General features: G+C 69.4%; 20 protein-coding genes and 3 tRNA genes. 13 read left to right on the top strand and 10 right to left on the bottom strand.

Annotated features, from left to right (window positions below; translation table 11 throughout):
• Positions 1-18: 18 nt before the first annotated feature.
• The 4 genes from msrB to FB467_RS12575 all read right to left on the bottom strand — a co-directional run bounded on the left by msrB (position 19) and on the right by FB467_RS12575 (position 2,589).
• Positions 19-456, bottom strand: a complete 438-nt coding sequence (gene msrB / locus FB467_RS12590) for a peptide-methionine (R)-S-oxide reductase MsrB (RefSeq protein WP_141785405.1) — start codon at positions 454-456, stop codon at positions 19-21.
• A gap of 22 nt (positions 457-478) precedes the next feature.
• Positions 479-1,756, bottom strand: coding sequence for an ATP-dependent Clp protease ATP-binding subunit ClpX (gene clpX, locus FB467_RS12585; RefSeq protein WP_141785404.1), 1,278 nt, complete (start codon positions 1,754-1,756; stop codon positions 479-481).
• Positions 1,753-2,121 carry a ClpX C4-type zinc finger protein gene (locus FB467_RS12580; RefSeq protein WP_228393208.1) on the bottom strand — a complete coding sequence of 123 codons (369 nt, stop codon included), beginning with the start codon at positions 2,119-2,121 and terminating at the stop codon, positions 1,753-1,755. Before FB467_RS12580 ends, clpX begins: the two co-directional genes overlap by 4 nt.
• A gap of 114 nt (positions 2,122-2,235) precedes the next feature.
• On the bottom strand, positions 2,236-2,589 hold the full coding sequence (locus tag FB467_RS12575) for a DUF2500 domain-containing protein (RefSeq protein ID WP_141785403.1): 354 nt from the start codon (positions 2,587-2,589) through the stop codon (positions 2,236-2,238).
• Positions 2,590-2,669: 80 nt separating this feature from the next.
• Here FB467_RS12575 and ligD point away from each other — a divergent pair, with 80 nt between their 5' ends.
• The 6 genes from ligD to FB467_RS12545 are packed head-to-tail and all read left to right on the top strand — an operon-like array spanning position 2,670 to position 8,678.
• Positions 2,670-3,749: a non-homologous end-joining DNA ligase gene (gene ligD, locus FB467_RS12570; RefSeq protein ID WP_141785402.1), complete on the top strand. Its 1,080-nt coding sequence runs from the start codon at positions 2,670-2,672 to the stop codon at positions 3,747-3,749.
• Between the two features lie 4 nt (positions 3,750-3,753).
• Entirely contained in the window at positions 3,754-4,821 is a 1,068-nt protein-coding gene (locus tag FB467_RS12565; protein WP_141785401.1) for an ATP-dependent DNA ligase, read from the top strand.
• Between the two features lie 25 nt (positions 4,822-4,846).
• Positions 4,847-6,064 (top strand): alpha/beta hydrolase, encoded by a 1,218-nt coding sequence (locus tag FB467_RS12560; RefSeq protein WP_141785400.1) that lies wholly within the window; start codon positions 4,847-4,849, stop codon positions 6,062-6,064.
• A gap of 21 nt (positions 6,065-6,085) precedes the next feature.
• A complete protein-coding gene (locus tag FB467_RS12555; protein ID WP_141785399.1) occupies positions 6,086-7,726 on the top strand; it encodes a hypothetical protein in 1,641 nt (546 codons plus the stop codon).
• A 2-nt stretch (positions 7,727-7,728) separates the two neighbouring features.
• Positions 7,729-8,193 (top strand): hypothetical protein, encoded by a 465-nt coding sequence (locus FB467_RS12550; protein ID WP_141785398.1) that lies wholly within the window; start codon positions 7,729-7,731, stop codon positions 8,191-8,193.
• Positions 8,190-8,678 (top strand): nucleoside deaminase, encoded by a 489-nt coding sequence (locus FB467_RS12545; protein WP_141785397.1) that lies wholly within the window; start codon positions 8,190-8,192, stop codon positions 8,676-8,678. Before FB467_RS12550 ends, FB467_RS12545 begins: the two co-directional genes overlap by 4 nt.
• 17 nt (positions 8,679-8,695) lie before the next feature.
• Here FB467_RS12545 and FB467_RS12540 read toward each other — a convergent pair whose 3' ends face one another.
• Positions 8,696-9,505 (bottom strand): dihydropteroate synthase, encoded by an 810-nt coding sequence (locus FB467_RS12540; protein WP_170230709.1) that lies wholly within the window; start codon positions 9,503-9,505, stop codon positions 8,696-8,698.
• On the bottom strand, positions 9,493-9,942 hold the full coding sequence (locus tag FB467_RS12535; protein ID WP_141785395.1) for a pyridoxamine 5'-phosphate oxidase family protein: 450 nt from the start codon (positions 9,940-9,942) through the stop codon (positions 9,493-9,495). Before FB467_RS12535 ends, FB467_RS12540 begins: the two co-directional genes overlap by 13 nt.
• A 69-nt stretch (positions 9,943-10,011) precedes the next feature.
• On the opposite strand from FB467_RS12535, the gene FB467_RS12530 reads away from it, so the two are divergent.
• Complete coding sequence (locus FB467_RS12530) at positions 10,012-10,899, top strand: PPK2 family polyphosphate kinase (RefSeq protein ID WP_141785394.1); 888 nt, start codon at positions 10,012-10,014, stop codon at positions 10,897-10,899.
• Positions 10,900-10,903: 4 nt separating this feature from the next.
• Here the strand turns inward: FB467_RS12530 and glgX are convergent, their stop codons facing one another.
• Positions 10,904-13,036 carry a glycogen debranching protein GlgX gene (gene glgX / locus FB467_RS12525; protein WP_141785393.1) on the bottom strand — a complete coding sequence of 711 codons (2,133 nt, stop codon included), beginning with the start codon at positions 13,034-13,036 and terminating at the stop codon, positions 10,904-10,906.
• Positions 13,037-13,219: 183 nt separating this feature from the next.
• Between glgX and FB467_RS12520 the strand changes: the two genes are divergently transcribed.
• The 6 genes from FB467_RS12520 to FB467_RS12495 all read left to right on the top strand — a co-directional run bounded on the left by FB467_RS12520 (position 13,220) and on the right by FB467_RS12495 (position 15,334).
• Positions 13,220-14,209: a YihY/virulence factor BrkB family protein gene (locus FB467_RS12520; protein ID WP_170230707.1), complete on the top strand. Its 990-nt coding sequence runs from the start codon at positions 13,220-13,222 to the stop codon at positions 14,207-14,209.
• Between the two features lie 106 nt (positions 14,210-14,315).
• Positions 14,316-14,388 (top strand) — tRNA-Gly (locus tag FB467_RS12515).
• Positions 14,389-14,415: 27 nt separating this feature from the next.
• A tRNA-Cys gene (locus tag FB467_RS12510) sits at positions 14,416-14,486 on the top strand.
• A gap of 28 nt (positions 14,487-14,514) precedes the next feature.
• Positions 14,515-14,589 (top strand) — tRNA-Val (locus tag FB467_RS12505).
• A gap of 206 nt (positions 14,590-14,795) precedes the next feature.
• Complete coding sequence (locus FB467_RS12500; protein WP_141785391.1) at positions 14,796-15,077, top strand: type II toxin-antitoxin system Phd/YefM family antitoxin; 282 nt, start codon at positions 14,796-14,798, stop codon at positions 15,075-15,077.
• A complete protein-coding gene (locus FB467_RS12495; RefSeq protein ID WP_141785390.1) occupies positions 15,077-15,334 on the top strand; it encodes a type II toxin-antitoxin system RelE family toxin in 258 nt (85 codons plus the stop codon). The genes FB467_RS12500 and FB467_RS12495 overlap by 1 nt, the downstream gene beginning before the upstream one ends.
• 57 nt (positions 15,335-15,391) lie before the next feature.
• On the opposite strand, the gene FB467_RS12490 is transcribed toward FB467_RS12495, so the two are convergent.
• The 3 genes from FB467_RS12490 to FB467_RS12480 form a co-directional block, all read right to left on the bottom strand.
• Entirely contained in the window at positions 15,392-16,450 is a 1,059-nt protein-coding gene (locus FB467_RS12490) for an ankyrin repeat domain-containing protein (RefSeq protein WP_141785389.1), read from the bottom strand.
• 205 nt (positions 16,451-16,655) lie between these two features.
• The gene (phbB, locus tag FB467_RS12485) at positions 16,656-17,399 is read right to left on the bottom strand and encodes an acetoacetyl-CoA reductase (protein ID WP_141785388.1); all 744 of its coding nucleotides are present in this window, start codon (positions 17,397-17,399) and stop codon (positions 16,656-16,658) included.
• A 111-nt stretch (positions 17,400-17,510) separates the two neighbouring features.
• On the bottom strand, positions 17,511-19,190 hold the full coding sequence (locus tag FB467_RS12480) for a DUF3141 domain-containing protein (RefSeq protein ID WP_141785387.1): 1,680 nt from the start codon (positions 19,188-19,190) through the stop codon (positions 17,511-17,513).
• Positions 19,191-19,285: the final 95 nt, after the last annotated feature.

The following is a 19,285-nucleotide window of genomic DNA, read 5'->3' as shown; positions in this document are numbered from 1 at the left end:
CCGGCTCGCCCCGGCGGGTCAGTCGCCGAGGGGGCTCAGGGTCAGGCTGATCGAGTTCATGCAGAACCGCTGGTCGGTCGGGGTGTCGTAGCCCTCGCCCTCGAAGACGTGGCCCAGGTGGGAGCCGCAGGTGGCGCACCGCACCTCGGTGCGGACCCGCCCGAGCGAGCGGTCCTCGAGATACTCCACCCGGTCCTCGGCCAGCGGCGCGTAGAAGGACGGCCAGCCGCAGTGGCTTTCGAACTTGGTCTCGCTGCGGAACAGCTCGGCGTTGCACGCGCGGCAGGAGTAGACACCCTCGGTCGTGGTGTCGGTGTACTCGCCGACGAACGGACGCTCGGTCCCCGCCTGCCGGAGCACCGCGTACTCCTCGGGCGACAACTGCTCCCGCCACTCCTGGTCGGTCTTGGTGACCTGGTAGGTGGACGTGCTCTGGCTCTGCGCGGAATCGGTCATGGTGAGGTCAACGCTACGCCCGTCAGGCGGATTCCTTGCGGGGGGTGCGTTTGCGGGGGGTGCGGGTGGTCTCGCGGCGCACGATGGTGGGGTTGACGTTGTCCAGGACGACCTCGCGGGTGATCACGACCCGGGCGATGTCTTCCTCCGAGGGCACGTCGAACATGACCGGGTTCAACACTTCTTCCAGGATGGCCCGCAACCCCCGGGCCCCGGTGGCCCGCAACAACGCCTGGTCGGCGATCGCGGCGATCGCCTCGTCGGTGAACTCCAGCTCCACGTTGTCGATCGCGAACATCCGCTGGTACTGCTTGACCAACGCATTGCGCGGCTCGGTCAGGATCGAGACCAACGCGGACTGGTCCAACGGGGCCACCGTCGTGATCACCGGCAACCGGCCGATGAACTCCGGGATCAACCCGAACTTCATCAGATCCTCGGGCAACACCTCACCCAACCGTTGCGCATCATCCTTGGCCGTGTGCAACCGGGCCCCGAACCCCAACCCCTGCTTCCCCGCCCGCGCCTCGATGATCTTCTCCAACCCGGCAAACGCCCCACCCACCACGAACAACACGTTCGAGGTATCGATCTGGATGAACTCCTGATGCGGATGCTTACGCCCGCCCTGCGGCGGCACCGACGCCGTCGTCCCCTCCAAAATCTTCAACAACGCCTGCTGCACCCCCTCACCCGACACATCCCGGGTAATCGAAGGGTTCTCACTCTTCCGACTGATCTTGTCGATCTCATCGATATAGATGATCCCGGTCTCGGCCTTCTTCACATCGAAATCAGCCGCCTGGATCAACTTCAACAAAATGTTCTCCACGTCCTCCCCGACATACCCCGCCTCCGTCAACGCTGTCGCATCCGCGATCGCGAACGGCACATTCAACATCCGCGCCAACGTCTGCGCCAGATACGTCTTCCCACACCCCGTCGGACCAATCAACAAGATATTGCTCTTCGCGATCTCCACCGCGTCCTCGCCCTTGCCCACCGACCCCAACCCCGCCTGGATCCGCTTGTAATGGTTATACACAGCCACCGCCAACGCCCGCTTCGCCGGCTCCTGCCCCACCACATACTCACCCAAGAACCCAAAAATCTCCCGCGGCTTGGGCAACTCCCCCAACCCCAACTCCGAAGACTCCGCCAACTCCTCCTCAATGATCTCCGTGCAGAGTTCGACACACTCGGTGCAGATGTAGACACCCGCGCCGGCGATCAGGCGGCCGACCTGCTTCTGGCTCTTCCCGCAGAAGGAGCAGGTGGGCTGGTCGTTACCGGTGCTCATGAGACAACCTCCCGGTGGAAGCGGGTCCAGGCGGACTGGCGGGTCATCCCGAGTCCGCTGCCAATACGTTCCCAGGTGACCGAGCGGCGGCGCAGCTCGGTCACCCACTGCTGCAGGCCGTCCTCGGCCTGGTCGGCGAGTGCCCGCATCCGGGGCAGTCGGTAGAGCATCTCCTCGTCGGACAACTCGCCCCAGGGCAGGACCGCCGAGGCGGTGCCTGCGGGGGAGTGGGTCAGCTGGTCGTCCAGGATCTGGGCGCAGAGCCGGACGCAGTCGTCGCAGATGAAGATGCCGGGTCCGGCGATCAGGTATCGCGCCTCGACGTCGAGCTTCATGCAGAACGAACAGCTGCGGTCGTCCGCCACGGGGTCCTCCCAGGTTCGGTGCTCCTGTACCCGACCGTAACCTGTCAGTCAGTGACTGACAACACGCGGGTCTTTCCCGGTGTGTCGTCGGGTCTCGCCGGGGTGCGACCAGTGCTACTGGCGGGTGAAGCCGCGGTACCAGGTGCCCTGGTGCGTGACCTGGCCGGTGTCTCCCTCGGCCAGCATGCCGTACTCCTCGCCGGAGACGGACAGCTCCATCCGCATCCCGTCGGGGCGCTGGAAGGTGACGAAGTAGTGGGTCCGCGTCCGCGTCTCGCCGCCGCCGGAGGTGCCGGTGCGTTTCGCGACCACCTGCGCGGGGAAGGTCAGCACGGGCGCCGCCTCGTTGGCCTGGCGTTCCCGTCGGGCCCGCTGCACCTGGGTGACGATCAGCACGATGATCACGGCGAAGACGGCGAGGACCCCGAGGAAGATGATGAGGAAGGAGCCCGCGACCAGTCCTGTCATGCGCCGGATGCTACCCGCCGTATGCGGTCTGCCCGCGCTTCTGCACCCGCCTGTCGGCCCCGGGGTCTACGGTGGCCGGTATGGCGAGCAACGCGACGACGCTGCAGGTCGGGGGCCCCGCGGGGGAGCGGAGCGTGCGGCTGTCCAGCCCCGACCGGGTGGTCTGGGCGGAGACCGACCGTGGACAGGCCGTCACCAAGGCCGACCTCGCGGCCTACGTGATCGCGATGGGCGACCCGCTGCTGCGGGTGCTCGGCGACCGGCCGGTGACGCTCCAGCGGTTCCCGCGGGGGATCGACGGGGAGGCCTTCTACTCCAAGAACCCGCCCAAGGGTTATCCGGACTGGGCGCGCACCACGATGTGCACCTACCCCTCCGGCCGCAGCCATCCGCAGGTCGTCGTCGACGAGGTGGCGACCGCGGTGTGGGCGGTGCAGATGAACACCATCACCTACCACCCCTGGCCGGTGCGCAGCGCCGACAACGACCATCCCGACGAGCTGCGGATCGACCTGGACCCCCAGCCCGGGCGGGACTTCGGCGACGTGGTGACGGTGGCCCTCGGCCTGCGGGAGCTGCTCACCGAGCTGGGACTGACCCCGTTCGTGAAGACCTCCGGCAGCCGGGGCGTGCACGTCTTCGCCCGGGTGCTGCCCGACCGGGAGTTCCTCGAGGTGCGGCACGCGGTGATCGGCATCGCCCGGGAGCTGGAGCGGCGGATGCCCGACCTGGTGACTTCGGCCTGGTGGAAGGAGGAGCGCGGCGAGCGGATCTTCGTCGACTTCAACCAGGCGACCCGGGACCGCACGATCGCCTCCGCCTGGAGCCCCCGGCCGTTGCCGGGAGCTCCGGTCTCGACCCCGCTGGCGTGGGAGGAGCTGCCGGAGGTCGACCCGCAGGGGTTCACCGTGCATACCGTCCCGGACCGCGTCGCCGAGTCCGGTGACCCGTGGGAGCAGATGGACACCACCGCCGCCTCCCTGGACCCTGCCTACGCGCTGTGGGAGGCCGACTTGGAGCGCGGCCTGGGGGAGATGCCGTTCCCGCCGGACCACCCGAAGATGCCCGGGGAGCCGCGTCGGGTCCAACCCAGCCGCAAGCGGCACGACCTGCCCGACCCACCGGACGTCCCCGACCGGGACGCCCAGGACCAGGAGTGAGCCGATGGACCTGCCCGTGATGCCGCCTGTGAAGCCGATGCTGGCCAAGCCGGTGAAGGGGATCCCGCCCGACCAGTTCTACGAGCCCAAGTGGGACGGCTTTCGCTCGATCATCTTCCGCGACGGGGACGAGGTCGAGATCGGCTCTCGCAACGAGCGACCGATGACCCGCTACTTTCCCGAGCTCGTGGAGGCGGTGCTGGCCAGCTTCCCGGAGCGGGCCGTCGTCGACGGGGAGATCGTGGTCGCGGACCCGGAGGCCAACCGGCTCGACTTCGAGGCGCTCCAGCAGCGGATCCACCCCGCCGAGTCTCGCGTGCGCAAGCTCGCCTCGGAGACGCCGGTCAGCTTCGTGGCCTTCGACCTGCTCGCCCTGGGCGACGAGGACCTCACCGGACGGCCGCTCTCGGAGCGCCGGGCACGGTTGGAGGAGGCCTTCGCCGACGTGGCGCCACCGGTCCACCTGACCCCGCTCACCCGGGACACCGAGGTGGCGCAACGCTGGTTCGAGCAGTTCGAAGGGGCCGGCCTGGACGGGTTGATCGCCAAGGACCCCGCCGGCACCTACCAACCCGACAAGCGGGTGCTGTCCAAGATCAAGCACGTGCGGACCGCCGACTGCGTGGTCGCCGGCTACCGGGTCCACAAGTCGGCACCGGATGCGATCGGGTCGTTGTTGCTCGGTCTCTACGACGAGGAGGGGAGCCTGGCCAGCGTCGGGGTGATCGGGTCCTTCCCGATGGCGCGCCGCAAGGAGCTGTTCACCGAGTTGCAGGAGCTGGTGACGGACTTCGAGGACCACCCGTGGAACTGGGCCGCCCACCTGGAGGGGGAGCGCACGCCCCGGAAGAACGAGACCAGCCGGTGGAACGCCGGCAAGGACCTGTCCTTCGTCCCGTTGCGTCCCGAGCTCGTGGTCGAGGCCCGCTACGACTACCTGGAGGGGGCGCGGTTCCGACACACCGCACAGTTCGTGCGCTGGCGCCCCGACCGGGAGCCGGCGAGCTGCACCTACGCCCAGTTGGAGCAGCCCGTGTCGTTCGACGTGTCCGAGGTCCTCACCAGTGGATGAGCCACTCCGTGCCACGATGTGACCCGTGAGCAGACTCGCAGACTCCGCGCGCCATGCCGCCCGGGCCACCGGCCCGAAGGTGGCCGCGACCGCCGCGGTGGGTGGCGTCGGGGTGGCGGTGACCAGCGCCCTGGCCTCCCTCGGCGCGGCCACCTACTTCGCCCGGCGCGTGGTGACCCCCGAGCACGAGAAGAAGGACGACACGTGGGTGCTCGCGGTGGAGGGGGACATGGTGACCCTGCGGGCCGCCCCGCACACCCTGTCACCGGGCCGCTACGGGTTGTGGCTCGAGGGGGGACAGGGCCACGCCCGGCTCGGGGAGGTGCTCTCCCAGGACCTGTCGCCGCGGCGGGCGATCGACCGGACGGTCACCCGGGAGGTGCACGGCATCGACAGCGGGGTCCTGGAGCCGGGACCCGCCCGCTGGAACTCCTACTACTACGCCGGCGACCCGGGGTCGGCACTCGGCCTGGACTTCGACGAGGTCATGGTGACCTCCGACATCGGGGAACTGCCCGCGTGGCGGGTCCCGCCTGCCACGGCCACCGGCCGCTGGGTGATCCTCGTGCACGGCCGCAGCGCCCGCCAGGAGGAGACGCTGCGCGCCCTCCCGTTGCTGCACCGCCTCGGCTACACCGCACTGGTGCCCAAGTACCGCAACGACCTCGGCGCCCCGCCCAGCAGCGACGGCCGCTACAACCTCGGCATGTCGGAGTGGCGTGACGTCGAGGCCGCGATCCGGTATGCCGTGGGGCACGGCGCGCGCGACATCGTCCTCTTCGGGTGGTCGATGGGGGGCGCCGTGGTGCTGCAGACCCTCAACCGGTCGGAGCTGTCCGGGTGGGTCGACGACGTGGTGCTGGACTGCCCCGTCATCGACTGGGGAGACGTCCTGTCCCACCAGGCGGACCTCAACCGGCTGCCGCGGTCGATGGCCCTGCTGGCCAGCGGCCTGATGGGGCGCCGGTGGGCCCGGCCCCTGGTCGGTGTGTCCGAGCCGATCGACCTGACCGTCGCCAACTGGGTGACCAGGGCCGACGAACTCGTCCACCCGATGCTGATCCTGCACTCCCGCACCGACGCCATGGTCCCCTACGGACCCTCCGAGCGGCTCGCGGCACGGCGACCCGACCTGGTCACCCTGCACCTGTGGGACGGCCCGCTGCACTGCCGTGAGTGGAACACCGACACCGCCCTCTGGGAGCAGCAGGTGGGAGACTTCCTCACCCGCGACCGGGCCTGAGCCACGCCGAAGGGGACCAACATGAGCACACCGTCGCGGCCCGGCCGGCTGAGCCGCTGGCTCCACGGGTCCTCGGCGGGGTGGCGGCACCCCGGGGCGGTGCGGGCACGGGTCCTCGGCGCCCTGGCGGTCCTCGGTGCCGTCGCCCTCGGGGTGCTGACCGTGCTCCTGGTCGACGCGGACGTCGGGGACTCGCTCGCCGCGGGGGAGATGGCGGCCATCTACTACGGCTTCCTCCTCGGGGCCGCGGCCATCGTCTTCGCGATCGCCTTCACGCACGCGCGGTACTGGCCCGCGATCGGTCAGATCGCGCGCTACTGTTGGCTGCGGACCTGGGTGTTCCTGGGAGCGGTGGCGATGGTCCTGTCCTGGCTGGGCGCCATGCTCGATAGCGACGAGCTCGGGCGGGCCGGGGCCGCGGTCTGGGTGGCGGCGGCGCTGTTGGGCACGTTCAGCCTGGTGAGGGTGGTGAAGCTGTCGAACGCCACGACCCTCAACGGGGTCATGTCGGAGCAACTCCTCGCCACCGTCCGGGCCGGGCGCTCGCTCGAGCCGTTCCACCTCGCCGCGCGCGAGGCACTCGCCCAGTCCGACCCGGTCCGGGTGCGGGACCTCACCGGCCAACTGAGCCACGTCCGCCGGGTGGCCCCGGAGTTGGCGGCGGGCCGGGAGCTCCAGGCCTCGTACGCGACGACGGTGGTGCGGGCCGCGCTGGTCGGTGACTTCGACGGGGGCACCGCCGGTCACGCGGTGCGCGAGGCGCTGTTCGGCTACGCCCCCACCTGGGACTCCGCGCAGGACCGCGCCGACCTGCTCACGAGGGTGATCGTCGAGTCGGCTCCCACGGTGGCCCGGTTCGAGCACCGCGCCCGGATGCTCGCCGGGGCGGGCGTGGCCTCGGTCGCCCACGCGATGGACGTCCGTTCCGGGGCCCTGGCCGTGCACCAGAACCTGCGACTGCTGTTCGATCCCCAGCCCAAGCGGACGGAGCACGACGAGGGGTCGGTCACCCTGGACCTCGACCTGGAGACGGCCCTGACCTGCTACCGGGCGCTGACCATCCGACCGGTGCCCGATGCGAGCAGCGTGTGCTACGCCCTCTACCAGCACGTCCGCGGTGAGCGGTTCGGCGGCAACTACTACGCCGGCGCGCCGATCCTGGAAGAACTCAAGGCGTCCCCCGAGGTGTCCGACCAGGCCGCGTTGGCGCTGGAACTCATCGTGGCCGAGCAGATCGTCACCTGCACCAGCCGGGAGGGGCAGCACCCGCCCGGTGCCGACTGGTATGCCGCGGACGACGAGCGCACCGTCCGCGGGGTGCTGCGGATCGCCGCCAGCCTCGGCGCCTTCACCGACGCCCGGGCCGCCCGCCGATCCTGGTTGGCGCACAGCGCGCGGATCCACGAGCCGGTCCCCGGCTTCGCGCACCCACCGAGACGCCCGTCCGGCCCGGCCCTGGTGATCGGGCTGGCGGTCTCCCACCTGGCGCGACTGGCGGTCGTGGACAAGGGGGCGCCCGCCCGGTGCCAGGACTTCTTGGACTTGCTGCCGTCCGATCTCGCACCGCTGGTGCGGCACAGGGTGGTGGGACTGCTCGGCGCCACCCAGGACGAACCGCTGTGGCCGCGCTTTGTGGCCGCAGCAGGCCCCGAGGAGGGATGACCGTGCCCATCTCCCTGCCGGAGTTCCGGGAGTCAGTCACCGCCCATCGAGCCGTCCTGCTGGTCCAGTGCTCCCCGGACTGGTTCCCGGACGGGGCGTGGACCGAGCTGGTCGCGCTCGAGCGGGAACTGGCCCGCCTGCAGCTCACACCCGGGGCCGATCGCTGCCGGCTGACCCGAGTCCTTCCCTATGACCTGCCTGCCCGAGCCACGAGCACCGATCCGGCACGGTTCCGGGACTGGCTCGACGTGGTGTCGATCACCGGGACGCTGCCGGACGGGATGCGGATCCGGATCTACCACTCGACCGACACGGACCCGGCTCCCCGAGACGCCTTGCTCGTCGACGACGAGGCAGAGGCCCACCTGGAGCGGATCCGCCCCCGCCTGATCCACCCTCCGGACGACTGGCGGGACGACCCCTCCGGGCCGGACCACAACGCCTACTGGGAAGGTGATCCACCATGACGACCGACGAGTACCTGGCCCGCGCGATCGAGTTGTCCCGCAGCTTCGAGGACGAGCCGGGGCTGACCCCGTTCGGTGCCGTCGTCGTGCTGGACGGCGAGATCATCGGCGAGGGCATCAGCTCCGTCGGGGCGCTGGTGGACCCGACGGCGCACGCCGAGGTCCTGGCCATCCGGCAGGCGTGCCGCACCATCGGCAACCACCTGCTGGAGGGGGCCACGCTCTACTCCAGCGCCTACCCCTGCCCGCTGTGCCTGATGGCCTGCTACTGGAGCCAGGTCGCCACCGTCTGGTATGCCGCGGAGCTGGAGGACTCCGCCCCCGCCGGCTTCGAGGACACCGAGTTCTACCGTCAGCTGACGCTGCCACCGGCGCAGCGGTCCCTCCCGGTGCGCGGGGTCGGAGGCACGGTCCGGGCCACGGCGGCCGGGGCCATCGCCGACTGGCACGCCGCGTGGCAGCGTGAAGCGGGGGAGGGCTCCTGAGCAGTCGGCCGTAGCCGCTACTCGTCCACGCCCTCGGTGAGCAGCTGGACGATGCTGGCGACCTCGGGGTCGTGGCAGCGCAGGAAGTGCGCGTCGAACTCCAGCGCCAGGGTGGCGAAGGCGGCGGTCGTCCACAGGTTGCGCAACCGGGGCACGGCGACCAGGACCGGGGCGCCGAGCGCCTCCGCCAGCCTGGGCGTGCGGCGGATGGTCTCGACCTGGTACTGCGAGAACTCCTTGTAGGGGACGGGGTAGGAGAACCCGATGCCGGCGTCGGCGATGATCGAGCGCACCCCCGCGGCCCGCAGCGTGTCCATGTTGTCGGCGAGCCCCTGGGACAGCCGCTCCCGCAGGTCCTCGTCGAGGCTGACGTCCTGCACCTGGTGCGGGGAGTCCCGCGGGGTGAACGCGGTGATCACCGAGCAGCCGCTCCGGGCGAGCGCCGACACGACGTCCGGGTCCCCGATGCCGCCGGTGAGGTTCACCACCCGGGCGCCCGCCTGGGTGCACTGCTCGATGACGGCCGCCCGGGCCGTCTCCACACAGACGGTGTGCCCCTCCCTGGCCAGGGCCTCCACGACGGGCAGGAGGACCTGCAGCTCCTCCGCCTCGCCGAGGCCCCGGCTGGCGTAGTGCGAGGACTGGGCACCCAGGTCGACCGAGTAGAAGCCCGCCTCCCGGTACTCCTCGGCCAGCCTGCGCGCGTCGTCCACGGACCCGGCATACCGCAGCGTCCCGGGCTTCTCCGTCAACAGGTTGAGCACCCCGAACAGGCCCCGGGCCGGGAGCTCGTGGGCATCCCCGCCGGCCGGCGTCAGCAGAGCCACTCGCCCTCCCGCATGACCTGGCGCCCGTCGTTCTCGACCTGCGGCCCCCAGACGTCGATCCGCGACGGGTGCAGCACGAAGTAGCTGAACTCGCCCTGCGTCGTCGTCGGGTCCCAGTCGGCCTGTCCGGAGAACTGCTGCCGGACCTCGGCGGGCGCCTCGTCCCTGGGGTAGGTCTCCGCCACCTCCGCGGTCACCAGGACCAGGTCATCGGTGGTGCCGAAGGCGGCCTTGACCGTCCGGGACGCCGCGAGGTTCTTCCCGGTGGGGGAGGAGGGGCTGGTGCACAGGATGATCCGGGTGCCGAGCGCGGCATACGACATCGGGATCAGGTGCGGGGTGGACTCCCGGGCCGTGGCGACCCACACCTGTCCGTGCTGCCGGGCGAAGACGTTCTCGGCGTGCTGGCGCCGCTCCAGGCAGGTCCGGGGTTGCATGGGGCCAGGCTACTGGACCTGCCGGGCGGCTCCCGGCCGCCCATCGCCGGACGTGCGAGGATGCTGGCCATGGGCAAGAAGGGCAAGAAGGGCAAGAAGAAGAAGTCCACGTCAGCGGCGTCCGGGACCCCGTTCAGCGACGCCCTGCGGGTCGGCGAGGGATACGTCCTGGCCGACCTCGACACGCGGCGCACACCGGCGTTCGACGGCGACAAGTCCGACGGGGTGGACGCCCTGCTGGCGGCCGACGGGGAGCTCGACGGGCTCCAGGAACGGCTGTATGCCGAGGGCACCGCCGGCGGTAGCAAGCGTGTGCTGCTGGTGATCCAGGGGATGGACACCGCCGGCAAGGGCGGCATCATGCGCCACGTGGTCGGGTCGGTGGACCCGCAGGGGGTGGACCTCACCGCGTTCAAGGCACCCACCGAGGAGGAGCTCGCGCACCCCTTCCTGTGGCGGATCCGCAAGGCACTGCCCGGCCCGGGCAAGATCGGCGTCTTCGACCGGTCGCACTACGAGGACGTCCTCGTCGTGGCGGTCAACGACCTCGTGCCACCGGCCCAGTGGAAGCGCCGGTTCAGCACGATCAACGACTTCGAGCAGGAGCTCATCGAGGACGGCACCACCCTGATCAAGGTCGTCCTGCAGATCTCCAAGGAGGAGCAGGGCGAGCGGCTGGCCGAGCGGCTGGACCGCCCGGACAAGTACTGGAAGTACAACCCCGGTGACGTGACCGAGCGGGAGAAGTGGGCGGACTACCAGGTCGCCTACCAGGAGGTCCTCGACAAGTGCTCGCCGGCGTCCGCGCCGTTCTACGTGGTCCCGGCCGACCGCAAGTGGTATGCCCGGCTGGCCGTCCAGCAGCTGCTGCTGGAGCACCTGCGGGCGATGGACCTCACCTGGCCGGAGGCCGACTTCGACATCGAGGTCGAGAAGGAGCGACTGGCCAACAGCTGAGGGCTCACTCCCCGGCGAGCTCCTCCCGGGGCGTCCCCGTCAGCACCACGACCGAGCGCGCGGGCACCTCGTAGGTGGCGCCGGTGGGCCACGGGTCGGCGTCCTCGTCCCACTGCCCGGTGGTGTCCGCGACCACCGTCCAGCTCGTGGCGTCGATCCCGTCCGGGACGGTGAACTCGACCGGCTCGTGGTGGGCGTTGAACAACAGCAGGAAGTGGTCGTCGGTGACCGGCCGCCCGGTGTTGTCCGGCGCGGCGATCGCCCGCCCGTTGAGGAAGACCATGATCGACCGGGCATACCCGTTGCGCCAGGCGTCCTCGTCCATCACCAGGCCGACGGGGGCATACCAGACGATGTCGCCCAGCTCGCTCTGCCCGCCGTGGAAGGCGTCCCCGGCGAAGAACCTCCGGCGGCGGAACACCGGGTGGGTGCGGCGCAGCTCGATGAGCTTGCCGGTGAAGTCCAGCAGGTCGCTCTGCCACGGGTCGAGGTCCCAGTCGACCCAGGCCAGCTCGTTGTCCTGGCAGTAGACGTTGTTGTTGCCCAGCTGGCTGCGGCCCAGCTCGTCGCCGTGCGCGAGCATCGGCACGCCCTGGCTGAGCAGGAGGGTGGCCAGGAAGTTCTTCTGCTGCCGCAGCCGCAGCGCGTTCACCGCCGGGTCGTCCGTGGGGCCCTCCTCGCCACAGTTCCAGGACCGGTTGTGGCTCTCCCCGTCGGTGCCGCCCTCACCGTTGGCCTCGTTGTGCTTGTGGTTGTAGGAGACCAGGTCGCGCAGCGTGAACCCGTCGTGGGCGACGACGAAGTTGATCGAGGCGATCGGGCGACGCCCGGACTGCTCGTACAGGTCGGAGGACCCGGTGAGCCGGGAGGCGAACTCCCCGAGCGTGGCCGGGGTGCCGCGCCAGTAGTCGCGCACGGTGTCCCGGTAGCGCCCGTTCCACTCGGTCCACAGCGGCGGGAAGTTGCCGACCTGGTAGCCGCCGTCGCCGAGGTCCCACGGCTCGGCGATCAGCTTGACCTGGGAGACGACCGGGTCCTGCTGGATGATGTCGAAGAAGGCCGACAGCTTGTCCACCTCGTGGAACTGCCGGGCCAGGGTCGCCGCGAGGTCGAACCGGAAGCCGTCGACGTGCATCTCGGTCACCCAGTAGCGCAGCGAGTCCATGATCAGCTGCAGGACGTGCGGGTTGCGCATCAGCAGGCTGTTCCCGGTGCCGGTCGTGTCGTAGTAGTGCGACGGGTCATCCGGCACCAGCCGGTAGTAGGAGGCGTTGTCGATCCCGCGGAAGGCCAGCGTCGGCCCCAGGTGGTTGCCCTCGGCGGTGTGGTTGTAGACCACGTCGAGGATCACCTCGATGTTGGCATCGTGGAGCGCCTTGACCATGCTCTTGAACTCGGTGACCTGCTGGCCCCGGGTGCCGTTCGCGGCATACGCGTTGTGCGGGGCGAGGAAGCCGATGGTGTTGTAGCCCCAGTAGTTGGACAGTCCCTGCTCGACCAGGTGGTGGTCCTGGACGAACTGGTGCACAGGCAGCAGCTCGACGGCCGTCACTCCCAGGGAGGTGAGGTGCTCGACCATCGCCGGGTGGCCGAGCCCGGCATACGTGCCGCGCACCGCCTCGGGGATGTCCGGGTGGGTCATCGTCAGGCCCTTGACGTGGGCCTCGTAGATGACGCTGTCGTGGTACTCGTGCCGCGGCGGGCGGTCGTGGCCCCAGTCGAAGTAGGGGTTCACCACGACCGAGAGCATGGTGTGTCCGGCCGAGTCGTCCTCGTTGACCACCGAGGGGTCCTCGAAGTCGTAGGAGAACAGGGACGGGTCGCCGTCCACCTGCCCGTCGACCGCCTTGGCGTAGGGGTCCAGCAGCAGCTTGGCCGGGTTGCACCGGTGGCCGCGCTCAGGGTCGTAGGGCCCGTGGACCCGGAAGCCGTAGCGCTGCCCGGGCTGGCCGTTGGGCAGGTAACCGTGCCACACGTGCGCGTCGATCTCGGTCAACGGGTGCCGGGTCTCGACACCGTCGTCGTCGATGAGGCAGAGGTCGACGCCCGTCGCGACCTCGGAGAAGATCGCGAAGTTCACGCCGGAGCCGTCATAGGTCGCGCCGAGCGGGTAGGGCTTGCCGGGCCAGATGTCCATCCAGGGTCTTTCTCTACGGGGGTCACGGGGGGTTGCTGCGACCACGTTGTCGACGACCCATCATCCCGTATGTCGACACGTGGGTGCGTCTTTCCCGGCACCCACGGCGTGGGCTGAGTACCGTGGGGGAGTGCCGCACCTCGCTGACCAGCCCAGTCGCGGGAGCTCTCGCGGATGGTGAGCGTGCGACGGGCCGCCTACACGGTGCTGCGCCCCATCCCCGGCGCGATCCCGGTGATCCGGTTGGTCATCGAGACGGTCAAGATCGCGATGCGCTACCGGGTCACCGGCCTGTCGGCCGAGGGCGCCTTCTTCATGCTGTTGTCGATGCCGCCCCTGCTGCTGGGACTGATCGCCGGCGTCGGTTTCATGTCCGAGTGGATCGGGGCCAACGCCCTCACCAACGTGACGCAGGCGATCCAGGAGTGGTCCGGGCGGTTCCTCACCCCCGAGGTGGTCGACGAGCTGATCATGCCGACGGTCAGCGACACCCTGCAGGGCGGGCGCGCCGATCTGTTGTCCATCGGGTTCGTGCTCTCCCTGTGGTCCGGCTCGCGGGCCCTGCACGTCTTCATGGACACCGTCTCGATCATGTACGGCCAGACCGGTATCCGGGGGATCATCGGCTCCCGGTTGCTGAGCCTGTCGCTGTATGCCGGCTCGATCCTGTTCGGCTCCATCATCTTCCCGCTTGTGCTGATCGGGCCGGACCTCTTGGCCCGCTGGCTGCCCACCCAGGTGGAGCCGGTGCTGATCGCCTACTGGCCCGTCGTCGGGGTCTCCGCCCTGGTCGGGCTCACCGGGCTGTACCACTTCGCCACCCCGCAGAAGTCGCCCTTCGTCCGGGACATCCCGGGCGCCGTGCTGGCCGGCGTCATCATCGTGGTCGCCTCGGGCCTGCTGCGCGCCTGGGCGGTCGTGGCGATCGGTGGTGCCACGATCTTCGGCCCGCTGACCGCACCGATCATCGTGCTCATCTGGTTCTACCTGATCGCCCTGGCCATCCTGATCGGCGCCGCCTTCAATGCGGCCATCCGCCGGCTCTGGCCCCCGCCGGAGTACCGCGGGCCGATCACCCGGGCCAGCGACTGGTGGGAGGACCGCCGGTCCGGCGACGACCCGCCCGAGCCCCGGCATACGCTCACGCCGGTCGACCGCGAGGGGATCGAATGAGCCGGTCCCGGGACGGTTCGCACGCGCCGACACCCCGATTTTGGACAGAGGCGGTCCGTCGGCTAAAGTTCCGTGACGCCCCAAGGGAAACCTGAAGGGGTCATTCGCGGACGTAGCTCAGTTGGTAGAGCGCAACCTTGCCAAGGTTGAGGTCGCCGGTTCGAACCCGGTCGTCCGCTCGGAGGCAGCATCATCGGATGCCTCGCGGTGGAGTGGCCGAGAGGCGAGGCAACGGCCTGCAAAGCCGTCTACACGGGTTCAAATCCCGTCTCCACCTCGCAGCTGGACGCTTCAGCAGCACGCCCGGGCGATTGGCGCAGTGGTAGCGCGCTTCCTTGACACGGAAGAGGTCACTGGTTCAAACCCAGTATCGCCCACCAGTATCACCCCAGGTCAGAACCCCTTCGGAAGGGGTTCTGACTTTTGCTGTGTCCAGGATGGCTACGGTCGTGGCGCAAGTTCAAGGCGCGCCGACGCATGGTGGGCCATCCGCGTATGCCGTCTGCTCAGCGGTGCCGTCGATGGAGTCCTTGAGCGCAGGAGAAGAGATCTTGACCCGCGGCTCGATGTGGCTACACTTGTGGCTATGAGTGTGGATGCTGCGATGGCCTTGAGGGACGTGAAGAATCGCCTGTCCGAGGTGGTGGATCAGGTCCAGCGGGAGCATGACCGGGTCGTCATCACTCGTCACGGCAAGGCGGCTGCGGTGGTTGTCAGCATCGATGACCTGGAGTCGCTGGAGGAGACGCTGGAGGTCGTGAGCCGACCCAAGCTCCTCGTCCAGGTTCAAAACAGCCTTGATGAGCTCGTCGCCGGCGAGGCCGACGTCCTCAGCAAGGAAGAGATCCTTGCCACGCTGCACACCTGATGGCGGAGCAGTACGAGATCGCATGGACGCCAACGGCCAAACGGGCGCTGCACAGACTGCCCGAGAAAGTGGCTACGGCGGCCATCGAGTTCATCTATGGCCCGCTCGCGAACAATCCGCAGCGTGTCGGCAAGGCCCTGCGCTTCGACCTTGAAGGGCTGCACAGCGCACGCCGCGGCGACTACCGGATCATCTACCGGATCGACCATCGCGTGACCATCATCGCGATCGAGCACCGCGCGGACGTCTACCGCTGACGCTCCATGTCGTTCCGGTACTGCCGGATGGCTGGCCCCAGGGGACCCACGAGGTCCTCAGCGGTAGTAGGACGGTGGTGACAGCCGGATTGGTGTGGGGTTGGCAGACACCCAGGAGACCGCGAGCCTACTCAGTGTGTAGACCGTGTCCTGGTCGCCCTGTCCGGAGCGCAGCCGACGAGCTGATGACCTGGCCTCACGGATCGCTTCTGACGGCAGGGACTCGCCCTGCGCGAAGTACTTCGGAACGGCCTTGAGCATGGTGCGGAAGTCCTTGTCCCAGTTGGCTCCTCCGTTGTCGAGGATCTCGTGGGCGAGGCGCCCGGTGACCCGGATCACCTCACCCTGGACCGTGGCGGCGGCACCGCCGGAGGGCACCAGAAAGTCCCAGAGTGCTTGGTGCTGGTCCTGCCACGAGCCCGCGGGCACAGTGATGGGGGAGGACCCGTCATGCAGCTGCCGACGAGCCGCCGGCGTCGCCCCGAAGAGCTCATACAGCGCTGTCAGTCCTTCCTCGGTCTTCGTGAGGAACTCGGTGGAGAGGTTGGCGCGGTGGAACTCGAAGTCCTTGCCGATGCGCTCCACCTGGACAGATAGGTCGTCACTGACGGTCGCCCCGGCATCGATGAGCAGCGTCGCGATCTGCGCCATCGCGGGGATGGTGATGTTCCGGGTGCGGCGGAGGCCGAAGGCCAGTGGCGTATGCCCGGAGGCATTGACGGCGTTGACGTCGGCGCCGTGCGCCAGCAGGACCCGCACGGAGTCAACCCTCTGGTAGCCCGCGGCGCCGTGGAGCGGGGTGCCGCTGGAGGCACGCTGGTGCTCGATGTCGGCGCCGAGAGAGAGCAGGAGCGGGATCTGTTCAGGCCGCCCGCGCGAGGCCCGGAGCCACAGTGGCGAGGTGTCGTAGCTATCGCCGGCGTCCACGTCTAGACCCTGGCCCACAAGCCACTCGATAAGCCCGTCAGGGCAGTCGATGAGGCCGATCGCGGTCATCCCGCCGGGTCTGACGCGGGCGTCGAGCTCGCACCGGTCGAAGACCGCCACCAGGTCATCGAGCGACGCCGCGGGCAACTGTTCGGCAAAGTCCTTGGGTAATGTCGTGCGCTTGGGCATGGAGCCTCCCCACCGTGGTCATCTCTCAACGGGGGCCAGTCTGTCATCCGCGGTGAGCCGGGAGACGTGCTCCTCGCGCCGGTCCGAGAGCCCGAGCTGGCTGCCGTCCAGGTGAGGGTGTCCACCAGGTCAATACCGAACAGCGAACGCGAGCGGAGGTCATGCCGGACGAGCTCCCGCATGCACGACGCGGGAGTCCGGCTTCCTACCAGCCCATGTAGTGGCCACCGTTGATGGCCAGGTTGGCGCCGGTGACCCAGCCCGCCTCGTCGGGCAGGAAGAAGGACACGGCATACGCGATCTCCGCGGGATAGCCGAGGCGGCCCACGGGGATCTGCGCGGTGATCTTGGCGCGCACCTCCTCGGGGACGGCCATCACCATCTCGGTGCCGACGTACCCGGGGGAGACCGTGTTAACGGTGATGCCGAACTTCGCGCTCTCCTGGGCCAGGGAGATGGTGAACCCGTGCATGCCGGCCTTGGCGGCGGCATAGTTCGCCTGGCCGTACTGGCCCTTCTGGCCGTTGACCGAGCTGATCTGCACGACCCGACCCCACCCGGCCTCACGCATCGGGCCGATGACCGGCCGGGTGACGTTGTAGACGGATCCGAGGTTGGTGTTGATGACCGACTGCCACTGCTCGGGGCTCATCTTGTGGAAGGTGGTGTCCTGGGTGATCCCGGCGTTGTTCACCAGGATCTCTACCGGGCCGAGCTCGGCGGAGACCTGCTCCACCATGCGTTGGGAGTCCTCCGGGTCCGAGACGTCGCCCGGCACGACCAGCACGTCGTGGCCCGCCTCTTTCATCTTGGCCTGCCAGGCCTGCGCCTTCGCCTCGTTGCGGTAGTTCGTCGCTACCCGGTGCCCTTCGGCGAGCAGTCGTTCGACGATGGCCGAACCAATGCCCCCCGTCCCACCGGTAACCAGAGCCGTGCGTGCCGTGACCATCGAAACCTCCTAGTAGGCGCCATTGCCTGTGATGGTGCCGATGGTACTGAGAACCGGGCCGGTCCGCTCCGCGGGGTGTCCGGAGCGCAGAAGGAGCTGGCCCGTCCGGGCTCAGTCCGGGGTGTCGGTGGACTTCGGGGTGTCCGCCACCGGGGTGTCGGCAGCCTTCGCCGGCGGCGTGGAGGCCACCGTGGAGCGCTTGGCGGCCTGGCCCGTGGTGGTCTTTGGCGCGGTGTCCTTCGGCTCGGCCTGCGCCGTGGTGGGCTTCGGCGTCGCGGCCTTCGCCGGCGGCTTGACGGCAGCCGTGGACCGCTTGGTGGCCCTCGGCTTGGTGACCTTCTCCTCAGCCTTCGCTGTCGCAACCTTTGAGGTGGCCGCCTTCGGCTCGCTGGTGGCCCGGGAAGTCGTCGTCGCTGCCGCGGTCCGCTTGGCCGGCGTCGCCTTCCGCTTGGCGGGCGCGGCCTTACGGGTGGCCTTGGGCTTGGCGGCCGTGGTCGTGCGCTTGGCCGGCGTGGCAGCCGGCTCGTCCTCGGTCTTGGGAGCCGCGGTCTTGCGGGGCTCCACCCGGGAGATGGTGCGGATGTCCCCGAAGATCGGACCCCAGTGCTCGCGCAGCGCCTGACGGCCCATGAACAGGCCCAGGTGGCCCGCCTCCAGGAGCCGGCTGTGCACGTCCTGCGCCGGGGTGTTGGCGTGCTCCACCAGGGCCCAGACCTGCTCGGGCGGGGTGATGTGGTCGTTGGTCCCGGCGAGGAGGTAGAGCGGCACCGTGATCTTGCCGAGGTCGACCGTCTCGCCGGCCACCCGGAGGGTGCCCTTGACGAGCTCGTTGTTCATGAACAGGTGCTCGACCACCCACAGGTAGAAGGTGCCGGCCATGTCCTGGTCCCACTCGAACCAGGTGACGAAGTCGCGGTAGCGCTGCACGAAGTCCGGGTCGTCGATGTGCGCCCACAGATCCATCTGCCGCTGGACCTGGCCGGCGGGCTCGAGCATCTTGAAGCCGGTGACCTGGTTCTGGCCGCGGTAGACCCCGCCGCCAAGGGCGACCATGCCCCGGTATGCCGCGAGCTCGCCCGTCGCGCGGAAGGCCTCGGTCCAGTCGCGGATCGCCGAGTAGCCGGCGTGGAAGTCGATGGGGGCCGCCCCGATCGCCAGGCTGTTCACGACGCCGGGACGCAGCGCCGCGTAGATCGCGGCGAGCCAGCCGCCCTGGCAGTCGCCGACCAGGTTGATCTTGCCGCCCAGCGCGGCGGCGGTGTCGTCGAGGATCGTGATGTAGTCCTCGATCGTGGTGTCCTTGGTCTCCTCCGTCGCGCCCTTCCACTCCAGCACGTAGAGTCGGTCCAGGCCGTTCTGCAGGGCGGTGCGCACCTGGCTCTGGGTCTGCGTGTAGTCCACGATCGTGGAGGCGTGACCGGCCTGCGGCGGCAGGATCACGGTCGGGACCATCGCGGTGTCCGCGTCGGAGAAGTCCAGCAGCCGGGCGGTGGCCCATTCGCGCTCCACCCGGAACGGGGTGGACCAGGTCGGCTCCACCTTGGTGTGCACGGCCTGCCACCACTCCAGGGCGTCGTGGGCCAGGTCCAGCGGCGTGGCGCGCCGCTCCACGGCACGGGTCAGGTAGTCCACCCAGCCGGTGGTGATCGCGGTCATCGCGTCGAACGGGGCGAACGCCCACCGACTCAGCTGCGGCTCCCTCACGTGCTCCAGGTAGGCACCCACAATCGGCTCGAAGGCCAGCTCGATGGGGCCGGTGCTGTTGCGGCTGCTGCTGGTGGTGGCGGTCATATGCACTCCAGATTCACGTGGGACGAACGGGGCCACAGCATGAGGACGGCCCGGACCCGGGGTGACGGGCCCGGGCCGAACCCGGACTACTGGGC

Origin of the sequence: Ornithinicoccus hortensis (genome assembly GCF_006716185.1) — a bacterium.
GTDB classification, from domain to species: Bacteria; Actinomycetota; Actinomycetes; order Actinomycetales; family Dermatophilaceae; genus Ornithinicoccus; species Ornithinicoccus hortensis.
This window is presented reverse-complemented; position numbering and strand designations above follow the sequence as displayed.

What these genes read in the sequence shown, in the direction of transcription:
- FB467_RS12575 (WP_141785403.1), bottom strand. Translation starts at nt 2,589, where the DNA reads ATGACAGGACTGGTCGCGGGCTCCTTCCTCATCATCTTCCTCGGGGTC.
- FB467_RS12545 (WP_141785397.1), top strand. Translation starts at nt 8,190, where the DNA reads ATGACGACCGACGAGTACCTGGCCCGCGCGATCGAGTTGTCCCGCAGC.
- FB467_RS12490 (WP_141785389.1), bottom strand. Translation starts at nt 16,450, where the DNA reads ATGCCCAAGCGCACGACATTACCCAAGGACTTTGCCGAACAGTTGCCC.
- clpX (WP_141785404.1), bottom strand. Translation starts at nt 1,756, where the DNA reads ATGAGCACCGGTAACGACCAGCCCACCTGCTCCTTCTGCGGGAAGAGC.
- ligD (WP_141785402.1), top strand. Translation starts at nt 2,670, where the DNA reads ATGGCGAGCAACGCGACGACGCTGCAGGTCGGGGGCCCCGCGGGGGAG.
- FB467_RS12565 (WP_141785401.1), top strand. Translation starts at nt 3,754, where the DNA reads ATGGACCTGCCCGTGATGCCGCCTGTGAAGCCGATGCTGGCCAAGCCG.
- phbB (WP_141785388.1), bottom strand. Translation starts at nt 17,399, where the DNA reads ATGGTCACGGCACGCACGGCTCTGGTTACCGGTGGGACGGGGGGCATT.
- FB467_RS12495 (WP_141785390.1), top strand. Translation starts at nt 15,077, where the DNA reads ATGGCGGAGCAGTACGAGATCGCATGGACGCCAACGGCCAAACGGGCG.
- msrB (WP_141785405.1), bottom strand. Translation starts at nt 456, where the DNA reads ATGACCGATTCCGCGCAGAGCCAGAGCACGTCCACCTACCAGGTCACC.
- FB467_RS12555 (WP_141785399.1), top strand. Translation starts at nt 6,086, where the DNA reads ATGAGCACACCGTCGCGGCCCGGCCGGCTGAGCCGCTGGCTCCACGGG.
- FB467_RS12530 (WP_141785394.1), top strand. Translation starts at nt 10,012, where the DNA reads ATGGGCAAGAAGGGCAAGAAGGGCAAGAAGAAGAAGTCCACGTCAGCG.
- FB467_RS12500 (WP_141785391.1), top strand. Translation starts at nt 14,796, where the DNA reads ATGAGTGTGGATGCTGCGATGGCCTTGAGGGACGTGAAGAATCGCCTG.
- FB467_RS12535 (WP_141785395.1), bottom strand. Translation starts at nt 9,942, where the DNA reads ATGCAACCCCGGACCTGCCTGGAGCGGCGCCAGCACGCCGAGAACGTC.
- FB467_RS12480 (WP_141785387.1), bottom strand. Translation starts at nt 19,190, where the DNA reads ATGACCGCCACCACCAGCAGCAGCCGCAACAGCACCGGCCCCATCGAG.
- glgX (WP_141785393.1), bottom strand. Translation starts at nt 13,036, where the DNA reads ATGGACATCTGGCCCGGCAAGCCCTACCCGCTCGGCGCGACCTATGAC.